The sequence below is a fragment of the Vibrio sp. V10_P2A27P122 genome (genome assembly GCF_963874335.1).
GTDB lineage: Bacteria > Pseudomonadota > Gammaproteobacteria > Enterobacterales > Vibrionaceae > Vibrio > Vibrio anguillarum.
Map to the genome: position 1 here is coordinate 29,958 of NZ_CAWNHY010000255.1, position 26,931 is coordinate 56,888.

27 protein-coding genes are annotated in these 26,931 nt (G+C 46.8%); 10 read left to right on the forward strand and 17 right to left on the reverse strand.

Translation table 11 applies throughout. The features are described from left to right. Positions 1-35 precede the first annotated feature (35 nt). From AACQ17_RS12400 to cysQ, 4 genes are all read left to right on the forward strand, one after another. Complete coding sequence (locus tag AACQ17_RS12400; protein WP_019282843.1) at positions 36-737, forward strand: amidophosphoribosyltransferase; 702 nt, start codon at positions 36-38, stop codon at positions 735-737. A gap of 99 nt (positions 738-836) precedes the next feature. Next, a complete protein-coding gene (nfuA, locus tag AACQ17_RS12405; protein WP_013855425.1) occupies positions 837-1,424 on the forward strand; it encodes a Fe-S biogenesis protein NfuA in 588 nt (195 codons plus the stop codon). 155 nt (positions 1,425-1,579) lie between these two features. Next, positions 1,580-2,125 carry an ADP compounds hydrolase NudE gene (gene nudE, locus AACQ17_RS12410; RefSeq protein ID WP_064624176.1) on the forward strand — a complete coding sequence of 182 codons (546 nt, stop codon included), beginning with the start codon at positions 1,580-1,582 and terminating at the stop codon, positions 2,123-2,125. 24 nt (positions 2,126-2,149) lie between these two features. Beyond that, positions 2,150-2,977, forward strand: a complete 828-nt coding sequence (gene cysQ / locus AACQ17_RS12415) for a 3'(2'),5'-bisphosphate nucleotidase CysQ (protein ID WP_010319313.1) — start codon at positions 2,150-2,152, stop codon at positions 2,975-2,977. Between the two features lie 80 nt (positions 2,978-3,057). Here the strand turns inward: cysQ and AACQ17_RS12420 are convergent, their stop codons facing one another. The 12 genes from AACQ17_RS12420 to gspC are packed head-to-tail and all read right to left on the reverse strand — an operon-like array spanning position 3,058 to position 14,284. Further along, the gene (locus AACQ17_RS12420) at positions 3,058-3,816 is read right to left on the reverse strand and encodes a type II secretion system protein N (RefSeq protein ID WP_017043523.1); all 759 of its coding nucleotides are present in this window, start codon (positions 3,814-3,816) and stop codon (positions 3,058-3,060) included. Further along, a complete protein-coding gene (locus AACQ17_RS12425; protein ID WP_013855429.1) occupies positions 3,813-4,310 on the reverse strand; it encodes a type II secretion system protein M in 498 nt (165 codons plus the stop codon). The genes AACQ17_RS12420 and AACQ17_RS12425 overlap by 4 nt, the downstream gene beginning before the upstream one ends. Before the next feature lie 10 nt (positions 4,311-4,320). Continuing rightward, on the reverse strand, positions 4,321-5,532 hold the full coding sequence (gene gspL / locus AACQ17_RS12430) for a type II secretion system protein GspL (protein WP_094147562.1): 1,212 nt from the start codon (positions 5,530-5,532) through the stop codon (positions 4,321-4,323). Beyond that, positions 5,501-6,520 (reverse strand): type II secretion system minor pseudopilin GspK, encoded by a 1,020-nt coding sequence (gspK, locus tag AACQ17_RS12435; protein ID WP_094147563.1) that lies wholly within the window; start codon positions 6,518-6,520, stop codon positions 5,501-5,503. Before gspK ends, gspL begins: the two co-directional genes overlap by 32 nt. Further along, positions 6,507-7,160: a type II secretion system minor pseudopilin GspJ gene (gene gspJ / locus AACQ17_RS12440; RefSeq protein ID WP_094147564.1), complete on the reverse strand. Its 654-nt coding sequence runs from the start codon at positions 7,158-7,160 to the stop codon at positions 6,507-6,509. The genes gspK and gspJ overlap by 14 nt, the downstream gene beginning before the upstream one ends. Then, positions 7,147-7,509 (reverse strand): type II secretion system minor pseudopilin GspI, encoded by a 363-nt coding sequence (gene gspI / locus AACQ17_RS12445; RefSeq protein ID WP_017045697.1) that lies wholly within the window; start codon positions 7,507-7,509, stop codon positions 7,147-7,149. Before gspI ends, gspJ begins: the two co-directional genes overlap by 14 nt. Further along, the gene (gspH, locus tag AACQ17_RS12450; protein ID WP_088728560.1) at positions 7,493-8,071 is read right to left on the reverse strand and encodes a type II secretion system minor pseudopilin GspH; all 579 of its coding nucleotides are present in this window, start codon (positions 8,069-8,071) and stop codon (positions 7,493-7,495) included. Before gspH ends, gspI begins: the two co-directional genes overlap by 17 nt. A gap of 34 nt (positions 8,072-8,105) precedes the next feature. After that, complete coding sequence (gene gspG, locus AACQ17_RS12455; RefSeq protein ID WP_010319321.1) at positions 8,106-8,549, reverse strand: type II secretion system major pseudopilin GspG; 444 nt, start codon at positions 8,547-8,549, stop codon at positions 8,106-8,108. A gap of 50 nt (positions 8,550-8,599) precedes the next feature. Then, the gene (gspF, locus tag AACQ17_RS12460) at positions 8,600-9,820 is read right to left on the reverse strand and encodes a type II secretion system inner membrane protein GspF (protein ID WP_017045694.1); all 1,221 of its coding nucleotides are present in this window, start codon (positions 9,818-9,820) and stop codon (positions 8,600-8,602) included. Beyond that, complete coding sequence (gspE, locus tag AACQ17_RS12465; RefSeq protein ID WP_019282846.1) at positions 9,820-11,319, reverse strand: type II secretion system ATPase GspE; 1,500 nt, start codon at positions 11,317-11,319, stop codon at positions 9,820-9,822. The genes gspF and gspE overlap by 1 nt, the downstream gene beginning before the upstream one ends. Continuing rightward, complete coding sequence (gene gspD / locus AACQ17_RS12470) at positions 11,316-13,349, reverse strand: type II secretion system secretin GspD (RefSeq protein WP_019281044.1); 2,034 nt, start codon at positions 13,347-13,349, stop codon at positions 11,316-11,318. Before gspD ends, gspE begins: the two co-directional genes overlap by 4 nt. Before the next feature lie 38 nt (positions 13,350-13,387). Next, entirely contained in the window at positions 13,388-14,284 is an 897-nt protein-coding gene (gene gspC, locus AACQ17_RS12475) for a type II secretion system protein GspC (protein WP_231140402.1), read from the reverse strand. Positions 14,285-14,621: 337 nt separating this feature from the next. On the opposite strand from gspC, the gene hslR reads away from it, so the two are divergent. From hslR to AACQ17_RS12495, 4 genes are all read left to right on the forward strand, one after another. Beyond that, positions 14,622-15,008 (forward strand): ribosome-associated heat shock protein Hsp15, encoded by a 387-nt coding sequence (gene hslR / locus AACQ17_RS12480; protein WP_026028320.1) that lies wholly within the window; start codon positions 14,622-14,624, stop codon positions 15,006-15,008. Between the two features lie 31 nt (positions 15,009-15,039). Then, on the forward strand, positions 15,040-15,915 hold the full coding sequence (hslO, locus tag AACQ17_RS12485) for an Hsp33 family molecular chaperone HslO (protein ID WP_094147565.1): 876 nt from the start codon (positions 15,040-15,042) through the stop codon (positions 15,913-15,915). Between the two features lie 337 nt (positions 15,916-16,252). Further along, the gene (gene pckA, locus AACQ17_RS12490; protein ID WP_013855443.1) at positions 16,253-17,881 is read left to right on the forward strand and encodes a phosphoenolpyruvate carboxykinase (ATP); all 1,629 of its coding nucleotides are present in this window, start codon (positions 16,253-16,255) and stop codon (positions 17,879-17,881) included. Between the two features lie 107 nt (positions 17,882-17,988). After that, entirely contained in the window at positions 17,989-19,923 is a 1,935-nt protein-coding gene (locus AACQ17_RS12495) for an AsmA family protein (RefSeq protein ID WP_094147566.1), read from the forward strand. On the opposite strand, the gene AACQ17_RS12500 is transcribed toward AACQ17_RS12495, so the two are convergent. The 4 genes from AACQ17_RS12500 to typA form a co-directional block, all read right to left on the reverse strand. Further along, positions 19,884-20,816 carry a bifunctional GNAT family N-acetyltransferase/hotdog fold thioesterase gene (locus AACQ17_RS12500; protein WP_017048711.1) on the reverse strand — a complete coding sequence of 311 codons (933 nt, stop codon included), beginning with the start codon at positions 20,814-20,816 and terminating at the stop codon, positions 19,884-19,886. The two genes, AACQ17_RS12495 and AACQ17_RS12500, sit on opposite strands and share 40 nt — an antisense overlap. Before the next feature lie 72 nt (positions 20,817-20,888). After that, positions 20,889-21,323 (reverse strand): D-aminoacyl-tRNA deacylase, encoded by a 435-nt coding sequence (dtd, locus tag AACQ17_RS12505; RefSeq protein ID WP_013855445.1) that lies wholly within the window; start codon positions 21,321-21,323, stop codon positions 20,889-20,891. Continuing rightward, positions 21,295-22,209: a virulence factor BrkB family protein gene (locus AACQ17_RS12510; protein ID WP_094147567.1), complete on the reverse strand. Its 915-nt coding sequence runs from the start codon at positions 22,207-22,209 to the stop codon at positions 21,295-21,297. The genes dtd and AACQ17_RS12510 overlap by 29 nt, the downstream gene beginning before the upstream one ends. A 133-nt stretch (positions 22,210-22,342) precedes the next feature. Then, positions 22,343-24,166 (reverse strand): translational GTPase TypA, encoded by a 1,824-nt coding sequence (gene typA / locus AACQ17_RS12515; protein ID WP_010319743.1) that lies wholly within the window; start codon positions 24,164-24,166, stop codon positions 22,343-22,345. Positions 24,167-24,666: 500 nt separating this feature from the next. Here typA and glnA point away from each other — a divergent pair, with 500 nt between their 5' ends. Both glnA and AACQ17_RS12525 read left to right on the forward strand, forming a co-directional pair. After that, on the forward strand, positions 24,667-26,076 hold the full coding sequence (gene glnA, locus AACQ17_RS12520; protein WP_094147614.1) for a glutamate--ammonia ligase: 1,410 nt from the start codon (positions 24,667-24,669) through the stop codon (positions 26,074-26,076). A 148-nt stretch (positions 26,077-26,224) separates the two neighbouring features. Then, on the forward strand, positions 26,225-26,806 hold the full coding sequence (locus tag AACQ17_RS12525) for a DUF4124 domain-containing protein (RefSeq protein WP_013855449.1): 582 nt from the start codon (positions 26,225-26,227) through the stop codon (positions 26,804-26,806). On the opposite strand, the gene AACQ17_RS12530 is transcribed toward AACQ17_RS12525, so the two are convergent. Further along, entirely contained in the window at positions 26,783-26,914 is a 132-nt protein-coding gene (locus AACQ17_RS12530) for a hypothetical protein (RefSeq protein ID WP_013855450.1), read from the reverse strand. The two genes, AACQ17_RS12525 and AACQ17_RS12530, sit on opposite strands and share 24 nt — an antisense overlap. Positions 26,915-26,931 lie beyond the last annotated feature (17 nt).

The following is a 26,931-nucleotide window of genomic DNA, read 5'->3' on the forward strand; positions in this document are numbered from 1 at the left end:
ATAACCATACTTCGTTTCACTGCTTTGGTTGGGTTATGTTATCGCATTGGGTTCAAAAAACCATCACTCGCTTGGTAAGCCGTCAGTGTCTACTGTGTCGTTTACCGATTGAAACTCATCAAACTGGGGCTTGGTGTAAGACCTGCCTAACCTATTTTGCACCGCAACCTCGCTGCCAACAGTGCGGCCTGCCAACGCTTATTACCGTGCCTCAATGCGGGCAATGTTTAGCAAATCCTCCGCCTTGGCAACGCCTATACTGTGTCGGCGACTACATTTTTCCGCTCAGTCACACCATTCATCAACTCAAATATGAAGGTCAATTTTGGCAATCTCGCCATTTGAGTGCCTTACTGACGCCACGTATCGACACTCCCGCCCCGCTCATCACCAGCGTTCCGTTGCACTGGCAACGGCGCTTAAAACGCGGATTCAATCAAAGTGCACTACTTGCCTCTCAATTAAGTCAACAACTGGGGGCTAGCTGCGATAACCAGTTGATCAAACGCAATCGCGCAACACCCCAGCAGCAAGGGCTTTCTAAATTACAGCGCAAACAAAATCTCAAACATGCATTCACACTACGGCACCTTCCCACGCACAAGCACATTGCACTTGTTGATGATGTAGTGACCACGGGCAGCACCGTGCAGCAAATCTGTCAATTACTGCTTGAAGTCGGTGTCGAAAGGATTGATATTTACTGCATATGCCGCACTCCTGAACCTAAAGATTAACCAACACGGTTTTATTTAGCGCGCAAAAAGGACTGGATCCGCCGTGTTTCAGGAGTAGAATGGCAAGTAATAACCTATAAATTTACTCAGGTATTCGTCGTGTCAAATTCTATTATTATTACCGAAACAGCCCAAACCCATTTCGGCAAGTTGCTTGGGCAACAGCCTGATGGTACTAACATCCGAGTTTTTGTAGTCAATCCAGGCACTCAAAATGCAGAGTGTGGCGTCTCTTACTGCCCACCAGAGGCAGTGGAAGCGACTGATACTGAAATTGCCTTTGAAGGTTTTTCTGCGTATGTCGATGAACTGAGCTTGCCGTTTTTAGAAGACGCAGAGATCGATTTCGTCACTGATAAAATGGGTTCACAACTGACACTTAAAGCTCCGAATGCGAAGATGCGTAAAGTGTCTGATGACGCAAGCCTGATTGAACGTGTGGAATATGCGATTCAAACTCAAGTCAACCCGCAGTTAGCTGGCCATGGTGGCCATGTCAGCTTGGTTGAAATCACCGAAGATGGTATTGCGATTGTCGCCTTTGGTGGCGGCTGTAACGGTTGTTCAATGGTCGATGTCACCCTCAAAGAAGGCATTGAAAAAGAACTGCTTCAACAATTTGAAGGCGAATTAACCGCGGTGCGCGATGCTACTGAACACGATCGTGGTGAGCACTCTTACTACTAGTGAATCGCTAGATACGTGGATTACAGAAAAACGAAGCCGAGATGAGATTCTCGGCTTTTTTATACTTAAAATCATTTGCCGCGCTCAAGTCCTTTTCAATTAAGGTCATTTTCTCATATAGTTAGAAAAGTCATTTGCCTTACGGGAATTAGTGTATGCCAACCAGAAAACTGCCCGAAATTTTAGCCCAAAGAACGGCAGCTCAATCGACCCTGTTTACCATCGAATCATTAGATTTACGCTTTTCTAACGGCGAACAGCGCACCTATGAACGAATGAAACCGAGCGGCCGGCATGCAGTCATGATGGTGCCAGTAACGGCACAAGGAGATTTACTGCTGGTTCGAGAGTATGCCGCTGGCACTGAACGCTATGAGCTCGGATTCCCTAAGGGTTTGATTGACCAAGGAGAAAGCCCGCAACAAGCAGCAAATCGTGAACTCAAAGAAGAAATTGGTTTTGGCGCAACCACCTTAACCCCCTTAAAAGAGGTGGTACTTGCCCCCTCTTACTTTTCGAGCAAAATGACACTCTTCTTAGCACAAGATCTATACTCAGAAGTAATGGAAGGCGATGAACCCGAACCTTTAGAGGTCATTCGCTGGCCTCTGGCCCAAGCAGAAGAGCTACTGACTCACCTCGATTTCTGTGAAGCCCGAAGCATTACCGCACTACTGCTTGCTCTGCGCAGCCTAAAATAACAAAGTAGAGCTATAGGATTGATGATGCCAACAGCCAATAATTTATCTTACTTACTGCCTGACGTAATTGAAATCGCTCGCTCTGCCGGGCAATTGATTCTCGATATCTACGAAAAGAAAAACTACGAAGCGTTCACCAAAAGTGACCACACCCCAGTCACCAGTGCCGATCTTGCTGCGCATAAACTGATCTGCGAACGACTGAGTGAACTCACGCCAGATATTCCTGTTTTGTCGGAAGAGGCGGCGGACATTAGCCTAGAAAAACGCAGCCAATGGCAGCGATACTGGTTGGTTGACCCACTTGATGGTACACAAGAGTTTATTGCGCGCAGTGGTGACTTTGCCACCATTATCGCACTGATCGAAGAGAACCAACCAGTGATGGGCGTCGTCTATGGGCCCGTTTCTGGCGTGACCTACTACGCCTACGCAGGCAAAGGCGCATGGAAGATCCCCGACATGTCTGAAAGCTTGCGTATTGAAACACACAAGCACGAAACCGTTGGGCAATCCATCGCGATTGCGATCAGTCGCCGCCAAGATATTAACCGTATTACAAGTTGCATGAGCAGCGCATGGAATTATGAGCTAGTGCCGCTGGGCTCGGCAGCGCTGAAAGCGTGTTTAGTCGCAGAAGGTGCTGTCGACTGCTATTTGCGTCTCGGCCCAACCGGTGAATGGGATACCGCCGCCACGCAATGCATCGTAGAAGAGGCGGGCGGACGCATCCTCAACACGCAACTGCAACCGCTGTCCTACAATGAGCGTGAAACGTTAGAAAACCCCAACTTTATTGTGTTAGGGGATGCCGATTTGCCTTGGAATACCATTTTACAAGTCAAACCATAACGGCCATTACCAATAAAAATGCCGATCAATAGACTCAGCATTTTTATTGGGGTATGAAATGATTACGGTTAAAAAACCAATCAAAGCTGGCCTTGATAATTAAACTGATATTTACCTTGGTTGTCTGGCGCTCCAATCCACTGTAATTGCTCCGCCATTTCGGGTGGGAATTGCGCTTCAGGTTTAAACCACGCTTTCGCACTGTAACTCATATCTGGTTGCAGCTGCAGGGCAAATTCACTGCTCATTTGCTCACTGTTTTGCTGACCGTTCAATGTCATCTGATTGCTTTGACATTGCAGATCTGCCACTACCGGACCAAGCGAGAGCTCTCCTAAAGGTGAGTCAACTCGACCATGAGTCCACGCAAGTGAGCCTTCGGCAGATTCACACCACGGGCTATCATAGCGGTAATGGTTCAGGGACAACTCGACTTGCCCCTGAAAAGTCACTGGTACAGGCAGCGGAAACAGCGTCGCTAATTTATTAGCCGCGACAGAAACCACAACCTTGTCCGCATAAGGGCCAGAAAACCCCAGACCAAGATTGCCTTTGCCACGAACTCCCATATCACTACCGCGTCCAAAGCGTACCGCCACTTCAAACTTGGCCATCAGCAGTTGTGATACTTGGATGTCCCAGTTGAGATCGCCGACATTTTGCCCTTGCCAAAAGAGTTGCTGAGCACTACCAGACCACACCGTACCGTCAACACCAGTGACACGCATGACTTCGGAAGAGGAGAGTTGATTCATCACCAAGGAAGCCGGAATATGCGCGACCACACTGATGAGAAAAACCATTACAAGGAACCCGCTATAGAGCAATTTCTTTTTCACTCACCACCTCGCTTCAGTTGTAAGCGTTTTACTTCGACAACGCCACTTTGCTGAGCACGGTTGATGTCCATAAACTCGACATCGACACCTTGCTGCTCTTTTAGAAAGGCAAGCCAATCCACCAATTTAGAGAAAGGAAGTGGTTGTATCCAAACCTGCATCATTTCATCACGCGGTTGAATACGAATAAGCTCAATTTGAAAACGCTGCACACTTGATGAGATGACTTGATTGAGCGGTTGCGTCGTTGCCACCCCACCACCTTGTGCGCGCAATTGAGTAATGGCATCGGCCTTATCCGTCACCCAATTAAGCAATTGTCTTTCACTGATAATCCGGGCTTGCGCAAGCTCGGTTTTCTGATTAAGTGGCGCTAAAATGCCCCAATAAATGATCGCAACCACACACAGCGACACACCACCTAACAGTAATTTCTGTTCACGAGGGGAAAAGGCCGCCCATCGTTGTTGAAGTGCACTCAGGCTATTTTTCATGTCACTCACCTCACTGGCTTTTCAGTATGAAGGTACCATTAACTACAGAACCCGAGCGGTTTAACTGCCCTTGCTCAACCACAAACTGCTTTTCCAATTTAAGGCGCGCTTGTTCAAAGCTTTCAAAATCATTACTTTGAACTTCAAGGCGAATTTCACCCCGATTGCCATCATATTTAACACTTTGCAACTGCATGTTCGGTACGCTGCCGATACTGCTGGGCAACTTCGACAACCACTCCAACATCGAACCATTGGCCCCACCGCCAGAGAGTCGAGCCGCTTCATCATTCATCAGTCTTTTCAGGTAACTGATAGTGGGTATTTTCTGTTTATCAGGGAAAACCGCGCGAAAAACACGTTCACTCTCCGCTCGATAAGCATCGGCTTGCGCTTCGTAGTGCCCAGCTTGCAAAAGATGGTGGCTGGTTGAAATTACAATCAACACCGCGGCCGCTAATGCGCATTTTTGCCATACTTGCCAATGCTTCAAAAACGAGGACTTGGTTTTAAAACTTCCCGTCAGTAAAGTCACTTTGCTCGCTATTGCTTGCTGAGTCAGCAACGCCATGACTAAATGAGGCTCGGCCTGTTGCCAATGTTGCCCTTCAGCCAATGTCAGCTCAGGGAGCGGGGTATACGCCTCTAGCGGTAAATAGTGCCCCTCTTGCTTGACCCATTCTGAAGCACTAAACAGCGTTAACCACTGCGGTTCAATGCTCACCCCTAAATACTCACCTTTACGGATTAACCATTCTTGGCCGATCTGCAGTGCCGACAACCCCTCTGATGCAGGGATAGCCAACACATCCGGTAATACCTTTTTCACGTCAAAACCCGCGGCTTTGAGCTCATCTAAGCGGGTACGCAACCAAGCACGATCCACCCCGACAACGTAAGCAGTGGAAGCGTTTTTATGCAAAATTGAAAAATGCAGCTCATCCACATCTTGTGCGATCTCATCTTCGATTAGATAAGGCAACATTGACTCTAAGCGACGAGCCGCCCCTGATGGAATCGCGACCTCAGTGAGAACTAAATCACTGGCAGCGAGCAGCACAATCGTGGCGCGTTCAGCCGCATAGCTAGAGAGCTGAGATAGCTGCTCCCATCCGGATATTTCACCGCTGGCAATCACTTCTTGCTGCTGTGTTGACCACACCAGCCAAGGTATTTCAGCGTCTTGTTGACTACTCAGCCGAACGGTCAGAAACTCGCTCACTGATCCCTCCAAAGCGACGGCGTATGACCGTTGCGGTTTCTCTATTATCACTAAACAATAAACTGCGAATACGAACTCGCGAGTCATCAACCAAGATTTGAGCATCCAGTTCAAAATAAGCACTATCGACAGCTAGGTACTGTTTCGCTTCTTCTTTCACTTTGCTCTCCACAGCAGCCAATGCGGCCTCTGCGAGAAAATTGTCTACCGAAGCCCAGCCATCAAATGGTCGGCTCTCGAGTAAGTTTTTTGCATCCCCTGCACTTAAGTGCGGGCTGAACATCGCCACCAATAACTTGGCATGATCGGGTTCCAAGGTATTGATATTCAAACGCCAATCATCAGTGGGGAGAGTGCAGATATAAGGCGCTATTTTATTCATTACATCACCGCTCACCTGCTGAACCGCGCGCAACTCACTGTTATCCGCAAGTAAACTATTCGCCGCCAGATAAGCAGGAGACATTGATTCATACTGGCTGTCTTCTACGCCATAAGAGGACTGCACATCTGAATCGCCATCAATATACTCCCAAGCCGAATCGGCAATCACTTCGGCTTGATAGCTGTCGACCTCAAGCTCTTCCAATAACCGTTGCAACACTTGCACTAAATAGGGTTTTTCGACACTCCCTGCCGCAGGTCTGGCTCTCGAGAGTACATTCAGGTTAAAACAAGCCTGTTTATCAAGGATGCGCCCTTTCAGAGTGCCGTAATCCAATGGATACGTTTGCTCTTTCATCGCCCAAGGTTGACTTAAGTTAATCGTTTCGTTGTCTTTGTAGCTCTGCTCGATAGCAACTTTGGCTAAAGCTTCACTACCCACACTATACCAATAGGCTTGCTGGTAACTAATTTGATTATTCGCTCTTTGAAACTGTGTGAATAAACGCTCGGACATGGTTGCGGCAATCGACACCATAATCGCCAACAACAGCAAGATAACGATTAACGCCACACCGCGTTGGGCTCGATTAGGGTGCGCCATTATTATCAGCCTCTTTATTGGTCGAATTGATGCCACCACCAGCAGTAAGGTAGATACGCTCAATCTCGCCATAATCTTTCAGCGCCAATTTCACGGCCACCGCCCGTGGGATTTTCAAGGCATCACTCCACTCTTCACTCCATTTATCTTGGTTATAAAAGCGCAGAGATAGTGACTCAACATCATGTAACAATGGCGTGATGATCCCTTCTTGCCCTACAGGAGTATCAGGATAACGCCACCATATACGCTCTAACACGCCCTCTTTAATTCGGTAGCCGACCTTAGTGACTTCCCCGCGTGGAAATTGCTGCTGTGGGTTATGCCAACCTAATCGTGCAAACAGCACTCCTTTTTGATCGGAGTCGAGCAAGTACTCTTTCCAAATCAGCATCTGTTGACTTGGCTCTTCACCATTGGTGCGAAATTGACGCGTTGCCATCTGCCGAAAATCGCCATCCATTAACACCATGGCGCGCTGCAATTCGTTCAAACGTTGGCTACGTTGGGCTGAAATCTCATTACTGCGCTGGACTTGGTTCAATACTTGGTAAGCACCAACGCTCAAACTAGCGAAAATCGCAATCGCCACCAGCACTTCAATCAGGGTAAAGCCTTTGTTTTGTTTATTTGGCGACATAACTTCTCACTGTCACCAAAGGTGATCCTTCTTTTTCACTAGCCACGCTGACATCAAAAGCTTTCAATAAATTATCCGCAGTGGGTACTAAAGTGACTTTCCAATACCAGGTTCGGCCCGCCAATACCTCACTGCCATTTTTCGCTTGTACGTTTTGAGGAGTAAGCATCACTTGCGCCATCTGGTTATCGACCACCATGGCGGCAAACGCTTTTTCTTCCAAATAACTCACGGTATTGATGTGTTGGCTGACCGAACGGATCACACTGATGGAAGCGGTGGCAAAAATAGCCAGCGCCACCAAGACTTCTAACAGCGTCATCGCTTTTTGTTTACCCATCGATCGCATCTCCCGGAGCGAACAGCGTGATTTCCCCGTTTTCTTTCACTACCACTCGCCAGCCTTGCTCTGCATCTTGCTGATTAAGATGGATGCTCAGGACAAAAGGGGTCAGCTCACCACTCGATAAAATAAACACTTGTGGTGGTAGCTGCTTTTTCTGTTCGTTTTCATCAGCAAACTTATCGTCATCAAACAGACTGCCCGGTTTGAAGAGTCGATCGTCGTTTTTCCATGCACTTCCTCCCAGCTCAAACTGGAGAGATAACCCCTCAGGCAGTTGGAGCTGTGAAGCCATTTTCTTGCTCTCTAGCGGCTTCCATCCCTTGTCCTCCATCGATAGGAAAACCAGATGCGATTTTTTTTCATCGACCCGCAAACCAAAATCTTTGCCACTGAGAATGGCTTCTTCATTACTCAGTTGTAGACGCTGATAAAGGCTCATCGCGTACTGTTTCGCATCATCGTTGTTCGTGCTAGGTAGCGTCGATATAACGGCCACAGCACTGAGCGAGAGCAGCACGAGCACCAGCAGTATTTCGAGTAGGGTAAAACCGCGTTGAGATAGCATCAGATAAATGGGGCGGCTAAGGCCGCCCTCTCTCTTATTGGAAATCTTGCATGTTCCAGTTGCCTATGTCGGCACTGGCGCCTTCGCCACCTTCTTGACCATCAGCACCTAGCGTGAAGATATCAATCGTACCGTTATCACCAGGGCTTAAGTATTGATAAGGGTTGCCCCAAGGGTCATTTGGCAAACGGCGAATATAACCGTTATCGCGGTAGTTGCGTGGCTCAGGATTCGACGGCTTGGTCACTAGCGCTTCTAAGCCTTGATCTGTCGTTGGGTACACGCTGTTGTCTAATTTATACATATCCAACGCATTTTCGAGTGCGACAATATCGGTAATCGCTTTTTGTTGGTCAGCTTTTTCTTTATTACCGAGCAAATTAGGCACCACAAAACTCGCCAAAATACCCAAAATAACCACAACCACCATCACTTCAAGCAAAGTAAAGCCCGACTGTTTATTTGTTTTTGTTCTCATTCCAATCTCCAACATAGTTTGGTCGTTATCATTGCAGAATTCAGTCATGATCAACGACTCATTAAATTATTCATTTCTAAAATCGGCATCAAGGTCGCCATCACGATAAACAGTACCAACCCAGCCATTAATGCAATCAATGCCGGGGTAAAAATACCTAATGCGATGTTGACCGTCGATTCAAAACTCGCGTCTTGGTTATCGGCCGAGCGCGTCAGCATACTTTCGAGCTCACCACTTTGTTCTCCACTGGCGATCATATGCAGCATCATCGGTGGAAATAACTTGGTTTGCTCAAGCGCTTTACGCAAGCTCGACCCTTCGCGAACATTGTCAGCCGCCAACAACACTTGTTGCTTAACGTATTTATTGGACATCACATCCACCGCTACACGCATCCCATCCAAAATAGGAATCGCACTGGAGGTACAAATAGACAAAGTTCGCGCAAAACGCGCAGTATTGAGACCGCGAGTGATTTTGCCAATCAACGGCATGCCGATGATTTTTTTATCCCACTTCAACCGCAAGTTCGGCTTGCTTAGCAACCATCGGACGAGATAAATCAAGATCACCAATAGCACCAGCAATTGGACACCCCAATGCTGGATAAAATCACTTGAGGAGAGTAAAAATTGAGTCGACTTCGGTAATTCTTGCCCCATTTGGACAAATTGTCCGACGATTTTAGGCACCACAGCCGCCAGCAAAAAAGCCACAATACACACCGCGAACACCACCAACACCACTGGATAAATCATCGCTTGTTGTAACTTGGAACGCATTTTTTGGCGATTCTCAGCATAGTCCGCTAAACGCTCAAGCACCGAATCCAAATGACCTGATTTTTCGCCCGCTTCAACCATCGAACGAAACAGGTCATCAAAGATATGTGGATAATCACCCAAGCTGTCTGACAAGGTATAACCCTCGGTCACTTTGGAACGAACAGCGGCCAACATGGTGCGAATACGCGGCTTTTCCGATTGTTCAGATACCGCTTTCAAACACTCTTCCAATGGCATGCCTGACTGCACTAAAGTGGATAACTGGCGAGTAATGAGCGCTAAATCCGGTGTACTGATACCGCGCTTAAAACTCAAAGGCGATTGCTCACGCTGAGCCGCTTTCGCTTGCGTCTCAATGAGTTCAATCGGTATAAGCCCTTGCTCTTTTAAGCGCTGGCGAACCTGCCGAGCATGGTCCCCCTCAATAACACCCTTTTTTTGTTTGCCTTTGGCGTCGAGCGCTTTATATTCAAATGCCGCCATTATGCTTCCTTCGTCACTCGCATCACTTCTTCAAGTGAGGTAATGCCTTTCAGCACTTTATCGAGCCCGTCATCACGAATGCTCGGTGTTTTCGCCCGCACCGCTTTTTCAATTGCTTGCTCTCCGGCTTCGCTATGAATTAAGGCTTGTACCTCATCATCAATCAGCAACAATTCATGTATACCCGTTCGGCCTCGATACCCTTTGTGATTGCATTTGTCACAGCCCTTCGGACGATACAGTGTCAGCGACTCTTTTTTCTTACAATTGAACAGTTTTTTCTGCTCATTGTCTGCTTGGTAGGCCTCTTTGCAATCGGGACATAAGGTACGCACTAAGCGTTGTGCCAATACGCCAAGCAGCGATGATGAGATCAAAAAGGGTTCAATTCCCATATCGCGCAAACGTGTTATCGCACCGATGGCGGTATTAGTGTGCAAAGTCGACATCACCAAGTGCCCAGTTAAAGACGCTTGCACCGCAATCTGCGCGGTTTCTAAATCACGAATTTCCCCAACCATGACCACATCCGGGTCTTGACGCAAAATAGCACGTAATCCTCGTGCGAAAGTCATGTCCACTTTAGGATTAACTTGAGTTTGGCCGATACCATCAATATCGAACTCAATCGGGTCTTCAACGGTTAAAATATTACGCTCGTTGCTGTTGAGCTCTTGCAGGCCAGCGTACAAGGTGGTGGATTTTCCTGAACCGGTTGGGCCCGTCACCAAAATAATGCCATGCGGTCGTTTGATTAATTGACGGAAGCTTTCGTGGTTAGCGGCCGTCATTCCTAGACTGTGCAGATCTAAGCGCGTGGCGTTTTTATCTAGCAAACGCATCACCACACGCTCACCGTGAGACGAAGGCATGGTTGACACGCGAACATCGACCGCTCGGCCGCCAATGCGTAATGAAATGCGTCCATCTTGTGGTACACGTTTTTCAGCGATATCAAGCTTAGCCATTACTTTGACGCGTGAAACCAGCAACGGCGCTAATTTACGACTCGGCGCTAACACTTCACGCAGTACCCCATCGACACGAAAACGAATCGACAAGATTTTCTCAAAGGTTTCAATGTGAATATCCGACGCGCCCTCTTTGATCGCTTCGCCAAGCATGGCGTTGATCAATTTGATGATGGGCGCATCGTTTTCTGACTCTAACAAATCTTCATTTTGCGGCAGCTCTTCGGCTAATGAGAAGAAATCATCACTGTCAGCACCGATATCTTCCATTAATTGTCGCGCTTCTGACGAGTCTCGTTGGTAAGCTTGGGTCAACTTACTTTCAAATTCGGCCAGTGAAATTTCAACCAAGTTGAGCGGCTGTTTCACGACTCGTTTCACTTCGACTAATGATTCGATAGCCAGCGGAGCGACATAAAATAACGTCGGCAGCTCGTTGTCTTCTACCAGCTCTAATACCAATTTAAAACGATTGGCAAAGCTAAACGGTAAACGACGGTAGTGAGGTTGCGACAAAACTTCGGTCATTGCTGTTTTTCCATTTGTTCGATAAAGGCTTGTACTTCCGCAGAATGGGTGCGCTCATCGCCAAACTTAGGCAGCACAGGAATATTGTCGTTCGCCATCAACTTCAAACCGCGATCAGCATTATAAAGCTGCTCTGCACGAATGTAGTTGTACTTACGCTGAGTGATGCCATCGGCCGTCATGCCATCACGAATGATGGTCGGCTTAATAAAGACCATCAGGTTTTTCTTCTCAACTTGGGTACTGGTCGATTTGAACAAATAGCCTAAAACCGGTATATCGCCTAATAGTGGGACTTTGGATTCACTTTCGACCGCGCGCTCATCAATCAACCCTCCCAGCACTAACATTTGCCCGTCTTGAATGATGACCGATGTGTTTAATTGACGCTTTGCAAAACGGACATCGACGGCACCATTCGCTCCTAATACGTTGGATACCTCCTGTTCAATTTTCAGTTGAACTGAGTCGCCTTCGTTGATTTGTGGTACCACTTTCAGCTTGATACCGACCTCTTTGCGTTCTACGGTTTGGAAAGGATTATCGTTATTTGCGCCCGCGCTCGAACCTGTCAAAACAGGCACCTCTTCGCCCACGATGAAGGAGGCTTCTTCATTATCCATCACCGTAATACTCGGTGATGACAAGATGTTCGAGTTGGAGTCACTCGACACAGCGCTGATAAGGGCCGTCCAGTCGCCCATCACTAAGCTCATGGCTGCACCATTGACCGCACCGAGCGCTGACGCCAAAGTAGAGTAATCCCCTTTCTTCGTTGTTTCTTCGTAGTATTTTATTTCGCCTGTTGAGCTATCTCGAATCGGTTTTTTCTCAACGCTATCTTTGGCTTCTTCTAAACCAATCATTACCTTACCGATTGGCGCGCCCGCGTTGCCATACTGAATTACAGAGCCGTTATCGAGTGAGCCCCATTGCACGCCTAAGTTGATGCCATCCCCTTCGGCCATTTCAACAATCAGCGCTTCAATCAATACCTGAGCGCGACGAATATCCAACTGCGCAACCACATCTTCTAGCTCTTTCATGATGTCTTGCGGAGCGGTAACAATTAAGGAATTGGTCGGTGCATGTGCTGAAATCATCACTTCGGTGCGTTGTGAACTTTGCCCTGTTTTTTGCCCAGACTGTTTTTCAGCCTGCAAGTTGTCAGACACCCCTTTCAACACATCAACCAAATCTTCCGCTTTCGCATTCTTAAGATAAATGACGCGGTTATTGCCTCTGGTCGCCATCTCAACATCAAGCTGAGTGATCAATCGCTTTAGACGTTCACGGACTTTAGGATCACCTGAGATCAAAATCGAATTGGTACGATCATCGGCCACCAGCTTAGGCTGCAAAAACTCTGGGGTATTTTTAGCATCCGTAGTTTTGTTTAATGCCTCCACAATACGCACCATTTCAGCGGCAGATGCATTACTTAGTTCCACAACCTCGATGTCTTTGTCACCGGCTTGGTCAACTCGTTTGATGATATCGGCTAAACGGTTGACGACCGCAGCACGACCTGTAATCAAAATGATGTTCGCCGGATCATAATGCACTACGTTGCCCGCTCCTGCGTTATCGATCAACTGGCGTAGCAAAGGTGAAAGCTCTCGTACCGAAACATTCCGCACCGCAACAACGCGCGTGATCACGCTATCACCGTTCTCTTTTCCTTCATCGCCAACGACAGGAATCGCAGACGTTTTGGCATCTTTCGACTTGATCACTTTGAGCACACCGTTGTCCATCTCCACCACGGCAAAACCATACACTTCCAATACATTCAAAAAGAAGCTGTAGTATTGCTCTTCATTAAGCGTGTCATAGCTGCGGACATCGACTTTCCCCCGAACTGAAGGATCAACAATGATTGTTTTTTCAAGATTACGGCCCACGATATTGATGAATTCTTGAATATCGGTGCCTTTAAAGCTGGCACTAAAATCGTTTGCCATGGCTAACGGCGATGACAACAAGCCACCCATCAATAACCACGTCGTTTTGTTTAACCAATGCTTCACGTCTTACTCCCTAAACTCATGCTCATGCATCAGTCTGTCTAAAATTGGATATAAATGTCATGGGATTGCCCGTCTCTTTCGACTGTTAAGTTCATTTCGGTTAACTCAGAGACTGACTGAAAAATCTTATTCATGGCGTCCGGGTCCGTTAAATCCTGACCGTTTAACGCGATTGCGACATCGCCATCTTGTAGCCCTACCGACTCAAACAACTCAGGAGATTGCCCAGGGCTCACTCTGTATCCAAGCACTTTGTCATCACGTTTCACTTGCGACAGGCGTACATATTTAAAGATTTCTTGCGGATTGCTGGCAATAGCGGCGCGAATGTCATCCAACTTCTCTTCTGCAGACGCTGGGTTATTACCACGCACATTCGATGCAACAACGCGCTCAGGCGTTGCCACACTCGGTTTATGATAGTCAATTCCATCCAACATCAAGGTTTCATCGCGCCCTGAGTTATCAATAATAACGCGATCATTGAACACCGCTTTCAATTTGACACGGGTTCCTTCAATGACTTCGTTAACACCATAGGTCGCTTGACTACCACGATTTGCGATTACCGCTAGACTCTTACTCGGTTCATTGCTCGCCACCACTCCAACCAATAATAAGCTAAGGCTGGTTTTAGGGGCATCTTTGACCACAGGCTGTGCGGCTTCGACCTTCTGCTCGCTATAGCGACCAAATAAACTTCCTTGTTGTAAAGAAGAGAGATCAAGCGAACGCGCCGCATTCGGCGTTGATGCGATTGCTCTTGGAGACCAAGGCGTTATATCAACCGCGTTTTGCTGAATCAGCCACACCATTTTTCCTAGAATCCAAGCCGACGTGACCAGCAATACTAAGGTAAGAAATTGGCTGATTTGTTTCTGCCATTGCGGTATTTTTTGTAGCAAACCTGCTTGCCATAAGCGAGATGAGGTCATACTGCTAAAATCGATTCGCCTCAAAAGATGTCCTTACTGATATTTTCTTACTTCAACCATGATGTTTCACATTCATGAGCCGTTAGCCAGACGAAAACCGGCGGATTGGCCTCAAACTATACTTCCATTTCATTTAAACTATGCTTCCATTTAAATGGAACAGATACATAAGACCGCGAAGATCGCGCTACAAAAACACATTAATATATCATAGGAGACATTCTCGTCATTTTTACTGACATTATTTTGTCGGGTAGCTTGAAAATCTGGAACCAAAACACCATTGTAAAGGCCATAAAACGTACAAGACTAACTCCCTTTGAGGCACATTTGTAGTATGAGTTCTGCGACAGAGCAAATAAGATTGGATAAATGGCTATGGGCAGCACGATTTTATAAAACGCGGTCGATCGCACGCAGTATGGTCGATGGTGGTAAAGTCCATTATAATGGCCAACGCACCAAGCCAAGTAAAATTGTCGAGCTTGGGGCAACGATTACCTTGCGCCAAGGCCAAGAAGAGAAAATCGTCACTGTGATCAATCTGTTAGGGCAAAGGCGCAGCGCGCCAGAAGCACAAACCCTGTATTCGGAAACCGCAGCAAGCATCGCCAAACGTGCCCATCATGCCGAGCAACGTAAGCTCAACGCACACAACCCAAGCCCCGAACGCAGACCAGACAAAAAAGAGCGTCGTGACATCATTAAATTTAAACATCAATAAAAGCTGGACCATGTTCCGAGGAAATAGCTAAATGGCAAATAACATTTTAAATCGCTACTTATTTGAAGATCTATCCGTACGTGGCGAGTTGGTACAATTAGACGACGCGTATCAACACATCCTTTCGAGCCAGGAATATCCAGCCCCAGTACAAAAACTTTTGGGCGAACTGCTCGTCGCAACGACCTTGCTAACCGCAACGCTGAAGTTTGAAGGCTCAATTACCATGCAATTGCAAGGCAATGGCCCAGTTTCCTTAGTCGTTATCAATGGTGATAATGAACAGAAAGTGCGTGGTGTCGCACGCTGGAAAGGCGATATTGCCGATGATGCCGACCTACACACTTTGATGGGTAAAGGTCATTTAGTTATCACTATCGAACCCAAGAAAGGCGAGCGCTACCAAGGTGTGGTCGGTTTAGAGGGTGATAACTTAGTGGAAGTGCTGGAAGGTTACTTCATCCGCTCTGAACAGTTGAAAACACGCCTTTGGATACGCATTGGTACGCAAGATGGAAAAGCCTGTGCCGGTGGCATGTTACTGCAAACTATTCCAGATGGAACGGGTACGCCCGATGATTTTGAGCACTTAGAGCAGTTAACTAACACCGTAAAAAACGAAGAGCTGTTCACCTTAGAAGCCACTGATCTGTTGTATCGCCTGTATAACCAAGAGAAAGTTCAGTTGTTCACCCCACAACCCGTGGAATTTCATTGTGGTTGTTCACGTGAACGCAGTGGGGCGGCCATCATCACAATAGGCAAAGAGGAAATTTACGACATTTTATCGTCTGAAGGATCCGTTTCTTTACATTGTGACTACTGTGGCACCAACTACTCATTTGAAGAGGCTGAGATCGCAACACTCTACGCACAAGCCTCCTCAGGAAGCGACACAATTCATTAATTTGCATGAATTAACAAGCACGAAGAAAACGTATCAGAGCCAGCTTTATGCTGGCTTTTTTTGTGATCAAAACCCAGCAAAATCAAGCCTTAAACAAACAGAATGGCGTACTTATTTTTTTAAAAGTATTAATCTTATTGATCTAGCGCAAAGGTTTGCGTACGCGATAAAATAGTTGCGCCAATATGTGACGGGACACCTAAAACCACAGGAGTGTCATGGGCAATTTTTGAACTGTGTCCCTGTTTTATCCCCCACCCGTTGCTAGCATGGTGAGCAGATAACAATTACAAACATTATTACAAAATCCCTACAAAATCTCTTACAAGGAGCACCTATGACCGTTATGGAACATACAAAGGCTGCACAACTAGACCTGACCAAATACGGAATAACCAACGTAGTCGAAGTGGTTCGCAACCCAAGCTATGAACTGTTATTTGCCGAGGAAACTCGCCCAGACCTTGAAGGCTACGAAAAAGGCGTCGTCACTGAACTTGGCGCTGTTGCCGTTGATACTGGCATTTTTACAGGCCGCTCACCAAAAGATAAATTCATTGTCAAAGATGACACCACACGCGATACCCTATGGTGGACATCTGAACAAGCGAAAAACGATAACAAGCCGATTAACCAAGAAGTATGGAATGATCTAAAAGCACTAGTGGGTCGTCAACTATCCGCTAAACGTCTATTCGTTCTTGACGGTTACTGTGGTGCCAACGCAGATACGCGCCTTTGCGTGCGCTTCATTACTGAAGTGGCGTGGCAAGCGCACTTCGTCAAAAACATGTTCATTCGCCCAACAGAAGAAGAGCTAGCTAACTTCGAACCTGATTTTGTGGTCATGAATGGTGCCAAATGCACCAATGACAAATGGCAAGAGCAAGGCCTGAACTCAGAAAACTTCACTGTGTTTAACTTAACGGAAAAAATGCAGTTGATCGGCGGTACTTGGTACGGCGGTGAAATGAAGAAAGGGATGTTCGCAATGATGAACTACTTCCTTCCACTGCAAGGTATTGCTTCAATGCACTGCTCAGCCAACATGGCTAAAGATGGCGATGTGGCGATTTTCTTTGGCCTATCTGGCACAGGAAAAACCACACTCTCTACCGATCCAAAACGCGCGTTAATCGGCGATGACGAGCACGGCTGGGATGATGATGGCGTGTTTAACTTTGAAGGAGGTTGCTACGCGAAAACCATCAAGCTCTCCAAAGAAGCCGAGCCTGACATCTACAACGCGATCCGCCGTGATGCGCTACTGGAAAACGTCACAGTACGTAGCGATGGTTCGATTGACTTTGATGATGGTTCTAAAACCGAGAATACTCGTGTTTCTTATCCTATCTACCACATCGAAAACATCGTTAAGCCTGTATCAAAAGGTGGTCACGCCAATAAAGTGATCTTCCTATCCGCGGATGCATTTGGTGTGCTTCCACCAGTCTCTAAATTGACTCCAGAACAAACCAAGTATCACTTCTTGTCTGGCTTTACGGCAAAACTAGCGGGTACTGAACGTGGCATCACCGAACCAACACCAACCTTCTCAGCCTGTTTTGGCGCAGCGTTTTTAACGCTCCACCCAACACAATATGCCGAAGTGCTGGTAAAACGTATGGAAGCAGCTGGTGCTGAAGCTTATCTAGTCAACACTGGTTGGAACGGCAGCGGTAAACGCATCTCGATTCAAGATACCCGCGCCATCATTGACGCTATCTTAGATGGTTCGATTGAGAAGGCAGCAACCAAGCATATTCCAATCTTCAATCTTGAAGTGCCAACCTCACTACCTGGTGTGAACCCAACCATTCTCGACCCACGCGATACTTACGTGGATCCTCTACAATGGACAAGCAAAGCCGAAGATCTCGCCTCGCGCTTTATCAATAACTTTGCCAAGTATACTGATAACGCAGAAGGTAAAGCATTAGTGGCCGCAGGCCCACAACTCGACTAAAACTGATAAGTCAGTAGCAAGCCCCTTTGATAAGGGGCTTTTTTTGTTGCTGCGTGAGGTAATTTGTTTCACTCTGTCGCAGGTAACGGTTTACGAGTAAGGACACCATGAACAAGGCTTTGGCATTGCTGATTGCGATCATCGCGCTATTTCTCACTTTCATGCTGGGTATGTTTGCACTGCTACATACCTCTTATGCTACTCCCGTTGCTCAAACTCTCGTTGAACGACTTTTGAAAGGAAACGTGACGTTTCAATCTCTTCAATACCAGTATCCTTTGCATTTTCAGTTCAACCAATTAACACTGCGGCAAAATAAGCAGTACATCCCGATAGAGCAAGCCGATATTTGGCTCAGCCCACAGCTCATTCGCGACCAAAAAATCGCCGTTGATAGCGTGCTACTTAGTGGTATCAGTCTACAAAATGGCCTTCCTACCGATTTGCGATCATGGCCCATTTCGGTGAGCCAAATCGCGCTCAATCACGCCGACATCGCCCAACAAGGTTGGCTAGCGCGCGGTGTTAACCTACAGATTAAAAATCCACATTGGTCGGATGATCCAACAGCTCTGCCTTTCGGCGAGATACAACTCTCAGCTGAACAATTTTATTGGCAAGGAGAAGCGCTGAATAACCTACTGCTCGATATGGATTACAAACCTGCCAACAGCACCGTCTATGGGCTCTCGTTGTCATGGCGCGGCGCGGCTATTTCAGGTCAAGCCGAGCAGTATCCTCAAGGTTGGTCGCTGATCAATGTGACACTGGAAAAACTCAATCTTAGCCGAGATATGAGTCATTCCTTACGCCAATCGGGTTGGTTTCAGCTCTTTGACAAAATAGACCATATCAATAGCTTAGATATTTTAAACAGTCAGATCGAGCTTGCGGATATCAGCTTGCGTAACGTCGATATTTCGCTGGAGAACATTTATCCACACAGCAATATTTGGCAGCAGCAACAAGGTAAATTATCGCTGCGAGCCGACGATGCAACTTGGCTAGGTCAGCAGTGGGTGGAGCCGACCTTTAGCCTGCGCACCGAGCCGGGTAAACTGATCATTGAGGATTTTAGTAGTGAATTTAAGCAAGGTGATATTCAATGGGCGGGTGTTATCACCCCAACCTCAGCATCGCTGCAACAGCTCACTATTCGCGGTGTAAAATGGGTGAGCGAAAGCAAAGATGATTTTACGTCGCTGAGCCAGCATTGGCCGTGGGTTGATAACCTCACCATCGAGCAACTCACCATCGCCAATAGCCAACTCATTCAATTATTTGCGCCACCTTATTGGCAATTGTCTGGTGTCCATGCCAAAGGGAAGCAGTTAACTCTCGTAAAAGAAAAACGCTTGGGATTGTGGCAAGGCACGCTCAATATCAGCGCAAACAGCGCCAGCTACGATTCACTATTGAGCACGCAAAGCGTCGTTGAGATGCGCAGCGAGCAAAGCCAATGGTACCTAGATCGTTTATTCATGCCGTTAGAAAACGGTTATATCGATGCCACTGCGCGTTGGAATTTCCAAACGTTAAGTCAGCCTTGGCAAGCCAACATTCATGCCGATGGGCTACCGCTAGCTGTGCTCAATAAAGTCACCCAGCTTCCCTTTACCATAGAGGGTATCAGTGAATTGGAAGCGCAGGTCAACGGCCTCGCCGGAGACTACGCCACCTTCGCCCACTCCCTCACAGGTGAAGCAACGCTCAATATTCGACAAGGCATATTAACGCTAAGCGATCCTGAGCAAAACCTCAGCCATGAGCCGTTTACGCTCGAAGGTTTAGTCATTCACTCAGACAGAGGGCGGATGATGATTAATACAACGCCGCTGGTTGGAAAGACGCTCAAGGCAAACCTTGATGGTCACGTGGATTTGGTCAAGTTGGAGAAAGGACAACTTAACCTTAACCTCCAACAGATGTGCCGTGAGATGCACTTCGAACTGCTCCACAACACACAGCACACCATCTATTCGTGTGATCCAGAAACCGACACTTACTCAGCCAATGATGCGGCGGCTAACAATGCCTTGTAATTGGGGATCAACATATAGGTTCCCGTAAATTCAACGGCTGGTTTACCGCCACTGGTGATAGTGACATTGACGACGATACGCGCTTTACGTCCACTGGCTAAACGATCTAAATCGCCACTAATGCCATCCAATGAAGTGAAGGCTAAAGGGTTATGCACCACAGGGTGACGATAGCGGATGCGGCTATCAACCAAAACAATATCGCCATTCAGACTTCGCTCACGCATCAGCAACCATGCCATTCCCCATCCGGTCAAGGTGGCAAGGGTAAATGCCGAGCCTGCAAATAAGGTGTTGTGTGGGTTCAAATTCGGATTGAGCTGAGCGCTGCACTCAAATTGGTAGCCCGTATATTGAGTCACCTTAATGCCCATTTTTTCGCTGATAGGAATGTGCGTGGCCCAGCGTTCTTGCAGTTCAGTACACCATTCAGGTTTGCGAATCACATTGGCCATGGGATCAAGCGGTTTGACCATTTGTTGATGTCGAACCGGACCGCGTTCATCATTGAGCGAGCCCCGGCGTTCAAAGCCGTTCTTTTCATAAAATGCAATCGCATCTTCACGGGCGCTACAGACTAGGCGCTTTGCACCTTCTTGACGAGCCAGCGACTCTAGCGCCACCAGCACCAAAGAGCCCATACCTTTATTGCGACGGCTACTTTTAACCGCCATATAGCGAATTTGCCCTTCGCAATCTGGCGTAATGTACAAGCGACCAATGGCAATCGGTCGGTTACGACCATCGACAATCATCCTGTGATGGCTCATGCCATCATACTCATCGCGCTCCGAGCCGATCGGTAGATGCCATGGCTCACGCAGCATTTGCCAGCGAAAATGGTAGTATTTATTCAGTTGGTTGTCGGTACTTGGCGTAATCAGTTTAAACATTTGGTTATCCCTAAATCACAGCCTCTCATACTCCGCATGATCCCAACGAAGGAGGCTCTATCCATTTCTTTATTAAACCTGAAGCCAGAATGTCACTGGGCCATCATTAATCAGCGAGACTTTCATATCTTGTGCAAAGCGGCCACGCTGAGTTGGCAAAATGTGCTCACACAAATCCGAAAAGTAATCATACAGACGCTCAGCATCAGCAGGGTGTGCACCTTTTGAAAATCCGGCACGCGTCCCCTTTTTGGTATCGGCTGGCAATGTAAATTGAGACACCACTAAAACCTGACCGTTCACTTGTTGCACGTTCAAGTTCATTTTTCCCTCTTCATCTTCAAACACGCGGTACTGAGTCACGCGTTCGACTAGACGTTTGGCCTTTGCCTCATCGTCATCTCTTTCGACCCCAAGTAGCACCAGTAAGCCTTGATTGATTTCGCCAACCACTTCCCCATCAACACGTACCGCCGCTTCACTCACTCTCTGGATCAACGCTATCACTCTGATTTCCCTTTATCATTTGCTCGGAGATAGGCAATGAGTTTAGCATTTCTTGCTCATTGCCCCAGTGCTCTTTTTCACCCAAAGTCGCCGTCACCTCCGCCCCAACGAGCACAATCATCCAGCATAAGTAGACCCACACAAACAGGATAGGGATCGCCGCCAGTGCGCCGTAAATCAGTTGATAGGAGGGAAACTGAGTAATATAAGCAGCAAACCCTTTTTTACTGAACTCAAATAAAATAGCCGCCACCATTGCCCCGACCAAGGCGTGTGAAAGATGCACTTTTTTATTCGGCACCAGCAGGTACAAACCGACAAAAGCAGAGAATGACAAAATAAAAGGTAGCCAGCGCAGCAACAAATTATAAGCACCAGAGAGTGCTTCGCTGTCAATAATCTTGAGTGAGGTAATATACGAGGTTGCCGCAATACTCGCGCCGACTAAAATTGGCCCGAGCGTAAGAACCATCCAATACATTGAAAAAGAGAGCACCATGCGCCGTTTATCTTTAACTCGCCAAATGTAGTTTAAATTCTTGTCAATATTAGAAATCAGCATTAAAGCTGCAACGAATAAAAATACCCCGCCCACGGCCGTCATCTTACCTGTATTCGCGATAAATTCGAGCAACGCCTCTCGCACTACATCGCCTGCGGCAGGCACAAAATGGGTGATCACAAAATCTTGAATAACCATACCGACATTGGCAAAAATAGAAAATGAGGAGAGAATTGATAACAGCACGGTAAGCATAGGTACGATCGACAACAACGTGATATAAGCCAAATAGCCCGCATTAACATTGACGCGGTCATGATCCATCCGGCTGAGTAAATAACGCGTAAACAGTAAACATTGTTTGCCAAGCTTTTTGATTTTCAAATGCCTTCTCCCTGCTTATTTTTATCATCAATCACCATTCTATACCTAAAACTGACTATATTGCAGATAAGCAAAGGGCGAGAAGTACACTCCTCGCCCTTAGATTAACTCGTTAACTTATACCATGACGGTATTAGCCACGGCTTGCACGTTTACGATCATTTTCAGTCAAATGACGTTTACGGATACGAATGCTCTGTGGGGTCACTTCCACTAGTTCATCGTCGTCAATAAACTCAAGTGCTTGCTCAAGTGTAAACTTGATTGCAGGTGACAATACTTGCGCTTCATCAGTACCAGAAGCACGAACGTTTGTCAGCTGCTTGCCTTTCAGGCAGTTCACTGTTAGGTCGTTAGAACGGTTGTGGATACCGATCACTTGTCCTTCGTACACTTCATCTGCGTGCTCAGTAAATAGGCGACCGCGCTCTTGTAGGTTGAACAGAGCGTAAGTCAACGCTTTACCTGTCGCGTTAGAGATCAACACGCCGTTGTTACGTTGACCAATGTTACCGCCTTTGTGTAGGCCGTAATGATCAAACGTATGGTAAAGCAAACCTGAACCTGAGGTTAAGGTCATGAATTCTGTTTGGAAACCAATCAAACCGCGAGAAGGCATCATGAAATCAAGACGCACACGGCCTTTGCCGTCTGGAGTCATGTTCGTCAGCTCACCTTTACGTAGGCCGATTTTCTCCATCACGCCGCCTTGGCTCTCTTCCATCACATCGATCGTTACGGTTTCGAACGGTTCCATTTTCTGGCCGTCTTCTTCCTTCAAAATAACTTCAGGACGAGAAACCGCAAGTTCAAAGCCTTCACGACGCATGTTCTCAATCAGGATTGATAGGTGAAGCTCACCACGACCTGAAACGCGGAAGCGATCTGGGTTGTCGGTTTCTTCAACACGCAATGCTACGTTATGAACAAGCTCTTTTTGCAGACGCTCAAGGATATTACGTGAAGTCACGTATTTACCTTCTTTACCTGCAAACGGTGAGGTATTGACTTGGAAAGTCATGGTCACTGTCGGTTCATCAACGGATAGCGGCACCATGGCTTCAACACAGTTTTGGTCACAAATGGTGTCTGAAATTTTCAGCTCACCTAAACCTGTTACCGCAATGATGTCACCAGCGTTAGCTTGTTCAACTTCGTTACGCTCAAGGCCAAGATAACCCAGAACTGTACCAACTTTACCGTTACGTTTCTTACCATCAGCGCCGACAACTGTTACTTGTTGGTTCGCTTTTACGCTACCACGAGTCACACGACAAACACCGATAACACCAACGTAAGAGCTGTAATCAAGTTGAGAAACTTGCATTTGTAGTGGGCCATCAAGGTCAACTTGTGGTGACTCTACATTGTCAACGATCGCTTGGAACAAAGGTTCCATGTTTTCGCCAACTTCACCTTCGTTAAGTGTCGCCCAACCGTTCAGTGCAGAGGCATAAACCACTTTAAAGTCGAGCTGCTCATCCGTTGCACCAAGGTTGTCGAACAGATCGAACACTTGATCCATAACCCAATCAGGGCGAGCGCCAGGACGGTCAATTTTGTTAATAACAACGATTGGTTTCAAACCGTGAGCAAAGGCTTTTTGTGTTACGAAGCGAGTTTGTGGCATTGGGCCATCAACCGCATCAACAATCAGCAAAACAGAGTCAACCATTGACATGATACGTTCAACTTCACCACCGAAGTCGGCGTGTCCTGGAGTATCTACGATGTTGATACGGAAATCATTCCAGTTAATGGCTGTATTTTTTGCAAGGATAGTGATACCGCGCTCTTTCTCGATATCGTTCGAGTCCATGACCCGCTCTTCCGTATTACCGCGAGACTCTAACGTACCTGACTGTTGCAGCAGTTTATCAACCAACGTTGTTTTACCGTGGTCAACGTGTGCGATGATCGCGATATTTCTTAATTTATCAATCTGTGGAGTAGCCATGGATTTTGCTTCACTTATTAAGGGAGTAACTCGCTTCGGCATGAGGCCGCAACGAGCATAGAACTTGATTAAAAAAACGGTCAATAATGTACCAGATTTTGGCGAAAAACCTAGAAATATGTGATCTATCGCGCTGATTTTCGCTCACCACAAGCTTAGTCCGCTACTTGCTTTAAAACAAATTGCATCAAAATGGACTAAATCAGCATTGACAAGCCTAGTAAACCTAGGCTGAATAGTGTGCGCTTTGGTAGTTAATGGTGCAACATAAAACTCAAGGCACCAAAATAGTGCAAATAAGGATCTTTTTGGTGCAGAGAAGCATTTAAATTCGACAAAGAACAACCAAAACACTTGAAATTAAAGGATTAATTTAATTGGCACGAATTTAGCTTTATTAGAAACAGCATCGATTAATAAGTTTAGAATGAAATTAATCAATGCTAGTTTCAATTCGATTCGGGCCATTACCGCTTTAATAACACTGGAGGTTATCCAAGATGTCAGTAGAAAACGTTCTATCGCTGATCCAAGAAAACGAAGTTAAGTTTGTTGACCTGCGCTTTACCGACACGAAAGGCAAAGAGCAACATATCTCTATTCCTGCTCATCAAGTCGACGCAGACTTCTTCGAAGAAGGTAAGATGTTCGATGGTTCATCCGTTGCTGGCTGGAAAGGAATCAATGAGTCTGACATGGTGATGATGCCTGATGCATTAAGTGCAGTTCTTGACCCGTTCACAGAAGACGCAACACTTAACATTCGTTGTGACATTCTAGAGCCTGCAACCATGCAAGGCTACGATCGTGACCCACGCTCTATCGCAAAACGCGCAGAAGATTACATGCGTTCAACAGGTATCGCAGATACCGTTCTTATCGGTCCAGAGCCAGAGTTCTTCCTTTTTGATGACGTGAAATACACCAACAATATGTCTGGTGCCTCATTCAAAATTGATGATATCGAAGCGGCTTGGAACACTGGCGCTGAAATTGAAGGTGGTAACAAAGGTCACCGCCCTGGTGTGAAAGGTGGTTATTTCCCTGTTGCACCGGTTGACTCATCACAAGACATCCGTTCAGCCATGTGTTTGATCATGGAAGAGATGGGCCTCGTCGTTGAAGCTCACCACCATGAAGTAGCGACTGCAGGTCAAAACGAAATCGCCACTCGCTTTAATACGCTAACTACTAAAGCCGATGAGATCCAAATCTACAAATACGTGGTGCACAACGTTGCGCACGCCTTTGGTAAAACAGCAACCTTCATGCCTAAGCCTCTTGTTGGCGACAACGGTTCAGGTATGCACGTTCACCAATCTCTTGCAAAAGATGGTGTAAACCTATTTGCTGGTGACAAGTACGGCGGTCTATCTGACTTAGCGCTTTACTACATTGGCGGTATCATCAAGCACGCACGTGCCATCAACGCATTTGCTAACCCATCAACAAACTCGTACAAGCGCCTTGTCCCTGGGTTTGAAGCACCGGTAATGCTAGCTTACTCGGCTCGTAACCGTTCTGCGTCTATCCGTATTCCAGTAGTACCAAGCCCGAAAGCACGTCGTATCGAAGCTCGTTTCCCAGATCCAGCAGCAAACCCATACCTAGCGTTTGCCGCTCTTCTTATGGCTGGTCTTGATGGTATCAAGAACAAGATCCATCCAGGAGAAGCGATGGATAAAGATTTGTACGACCTACCAGCAGAAGAAGCCGCTGAGATTCCAAAAGTAGCCGAGTCACTTGAAGTGGCACTAAAAGCACTGGATGAAGATCGTGAATTCCTGACCGCTGGCGGCGTATTCTCTGATGATTTCATCAACTCATACATCACGCTAAAAGCAAAAGATGTAGAACGCGTCAACATGGCCGTTCACCCACTAGAATTTGAATTGTACTACTCGGTATAATTCTTAGCTTTAGTACAAAATGTAACTTAGGTTACGGATTTATTAGGCTCGCCTCGCAGGTGAGCCTTTTTCATATTTGGGGTTAATTCCGGACGTCGTAACATTAGCGTTACAACAATAACGGCACTCAAAAGCTGATACCCTTAACGTGAAAACATCTCTATATAGGGGGATGACTGTGAATCTGATCCGAACTTTACTCCTAACACTCATCATGCTTTATTCTGCGACTTCAATTGCACAAAACGTCTATACGTGGGTGGATGCGAATGGCGTGTTGCATCTTAGCGATGTCCCACAAGATAAGGGAGCAAAGCAAATTTCGATTCCTGATTTTCAGGCCGATGCGCCTGAGCCAACCTTTGAAACCTCTCACCCCGTCACTGACCTCACCAAAGAGCCGCCACTGGAAAAATCCGCAACCCATGTCAACAAAATAGAACCGCTGACCATTGCAATTCGCTCTCCGGCTGACGATGAAACCTTACGCAGCAATGCGGGCGTTATTTCAATCAACGCCGAACTCAATCGCAACTTAACCGTCAATGAACAGTTGCAATTGGTCATGAATGACAAGGCCTATGGCGCCCCCGCCACTCAACCTACTTGGACGCTGAAAAATCTAGATAGAGGAACGCATCGCTTTTTAATTCAAGTAGTTGTAAACGGCAAGATTATTGCATCGTCTAACCCTGTGACGGTGCATTTACATCGAGCCAGCATCAAGTGATGAACTCTTCGCCAATAAGCTCGATATAACAACAGGTTTCACTTTTTCTTCTGACACCGATGCGCCATACTTAGCCATGCGATGCACCAAAGTTGTGCATTGCATCATTTGGGAACACGGACAAG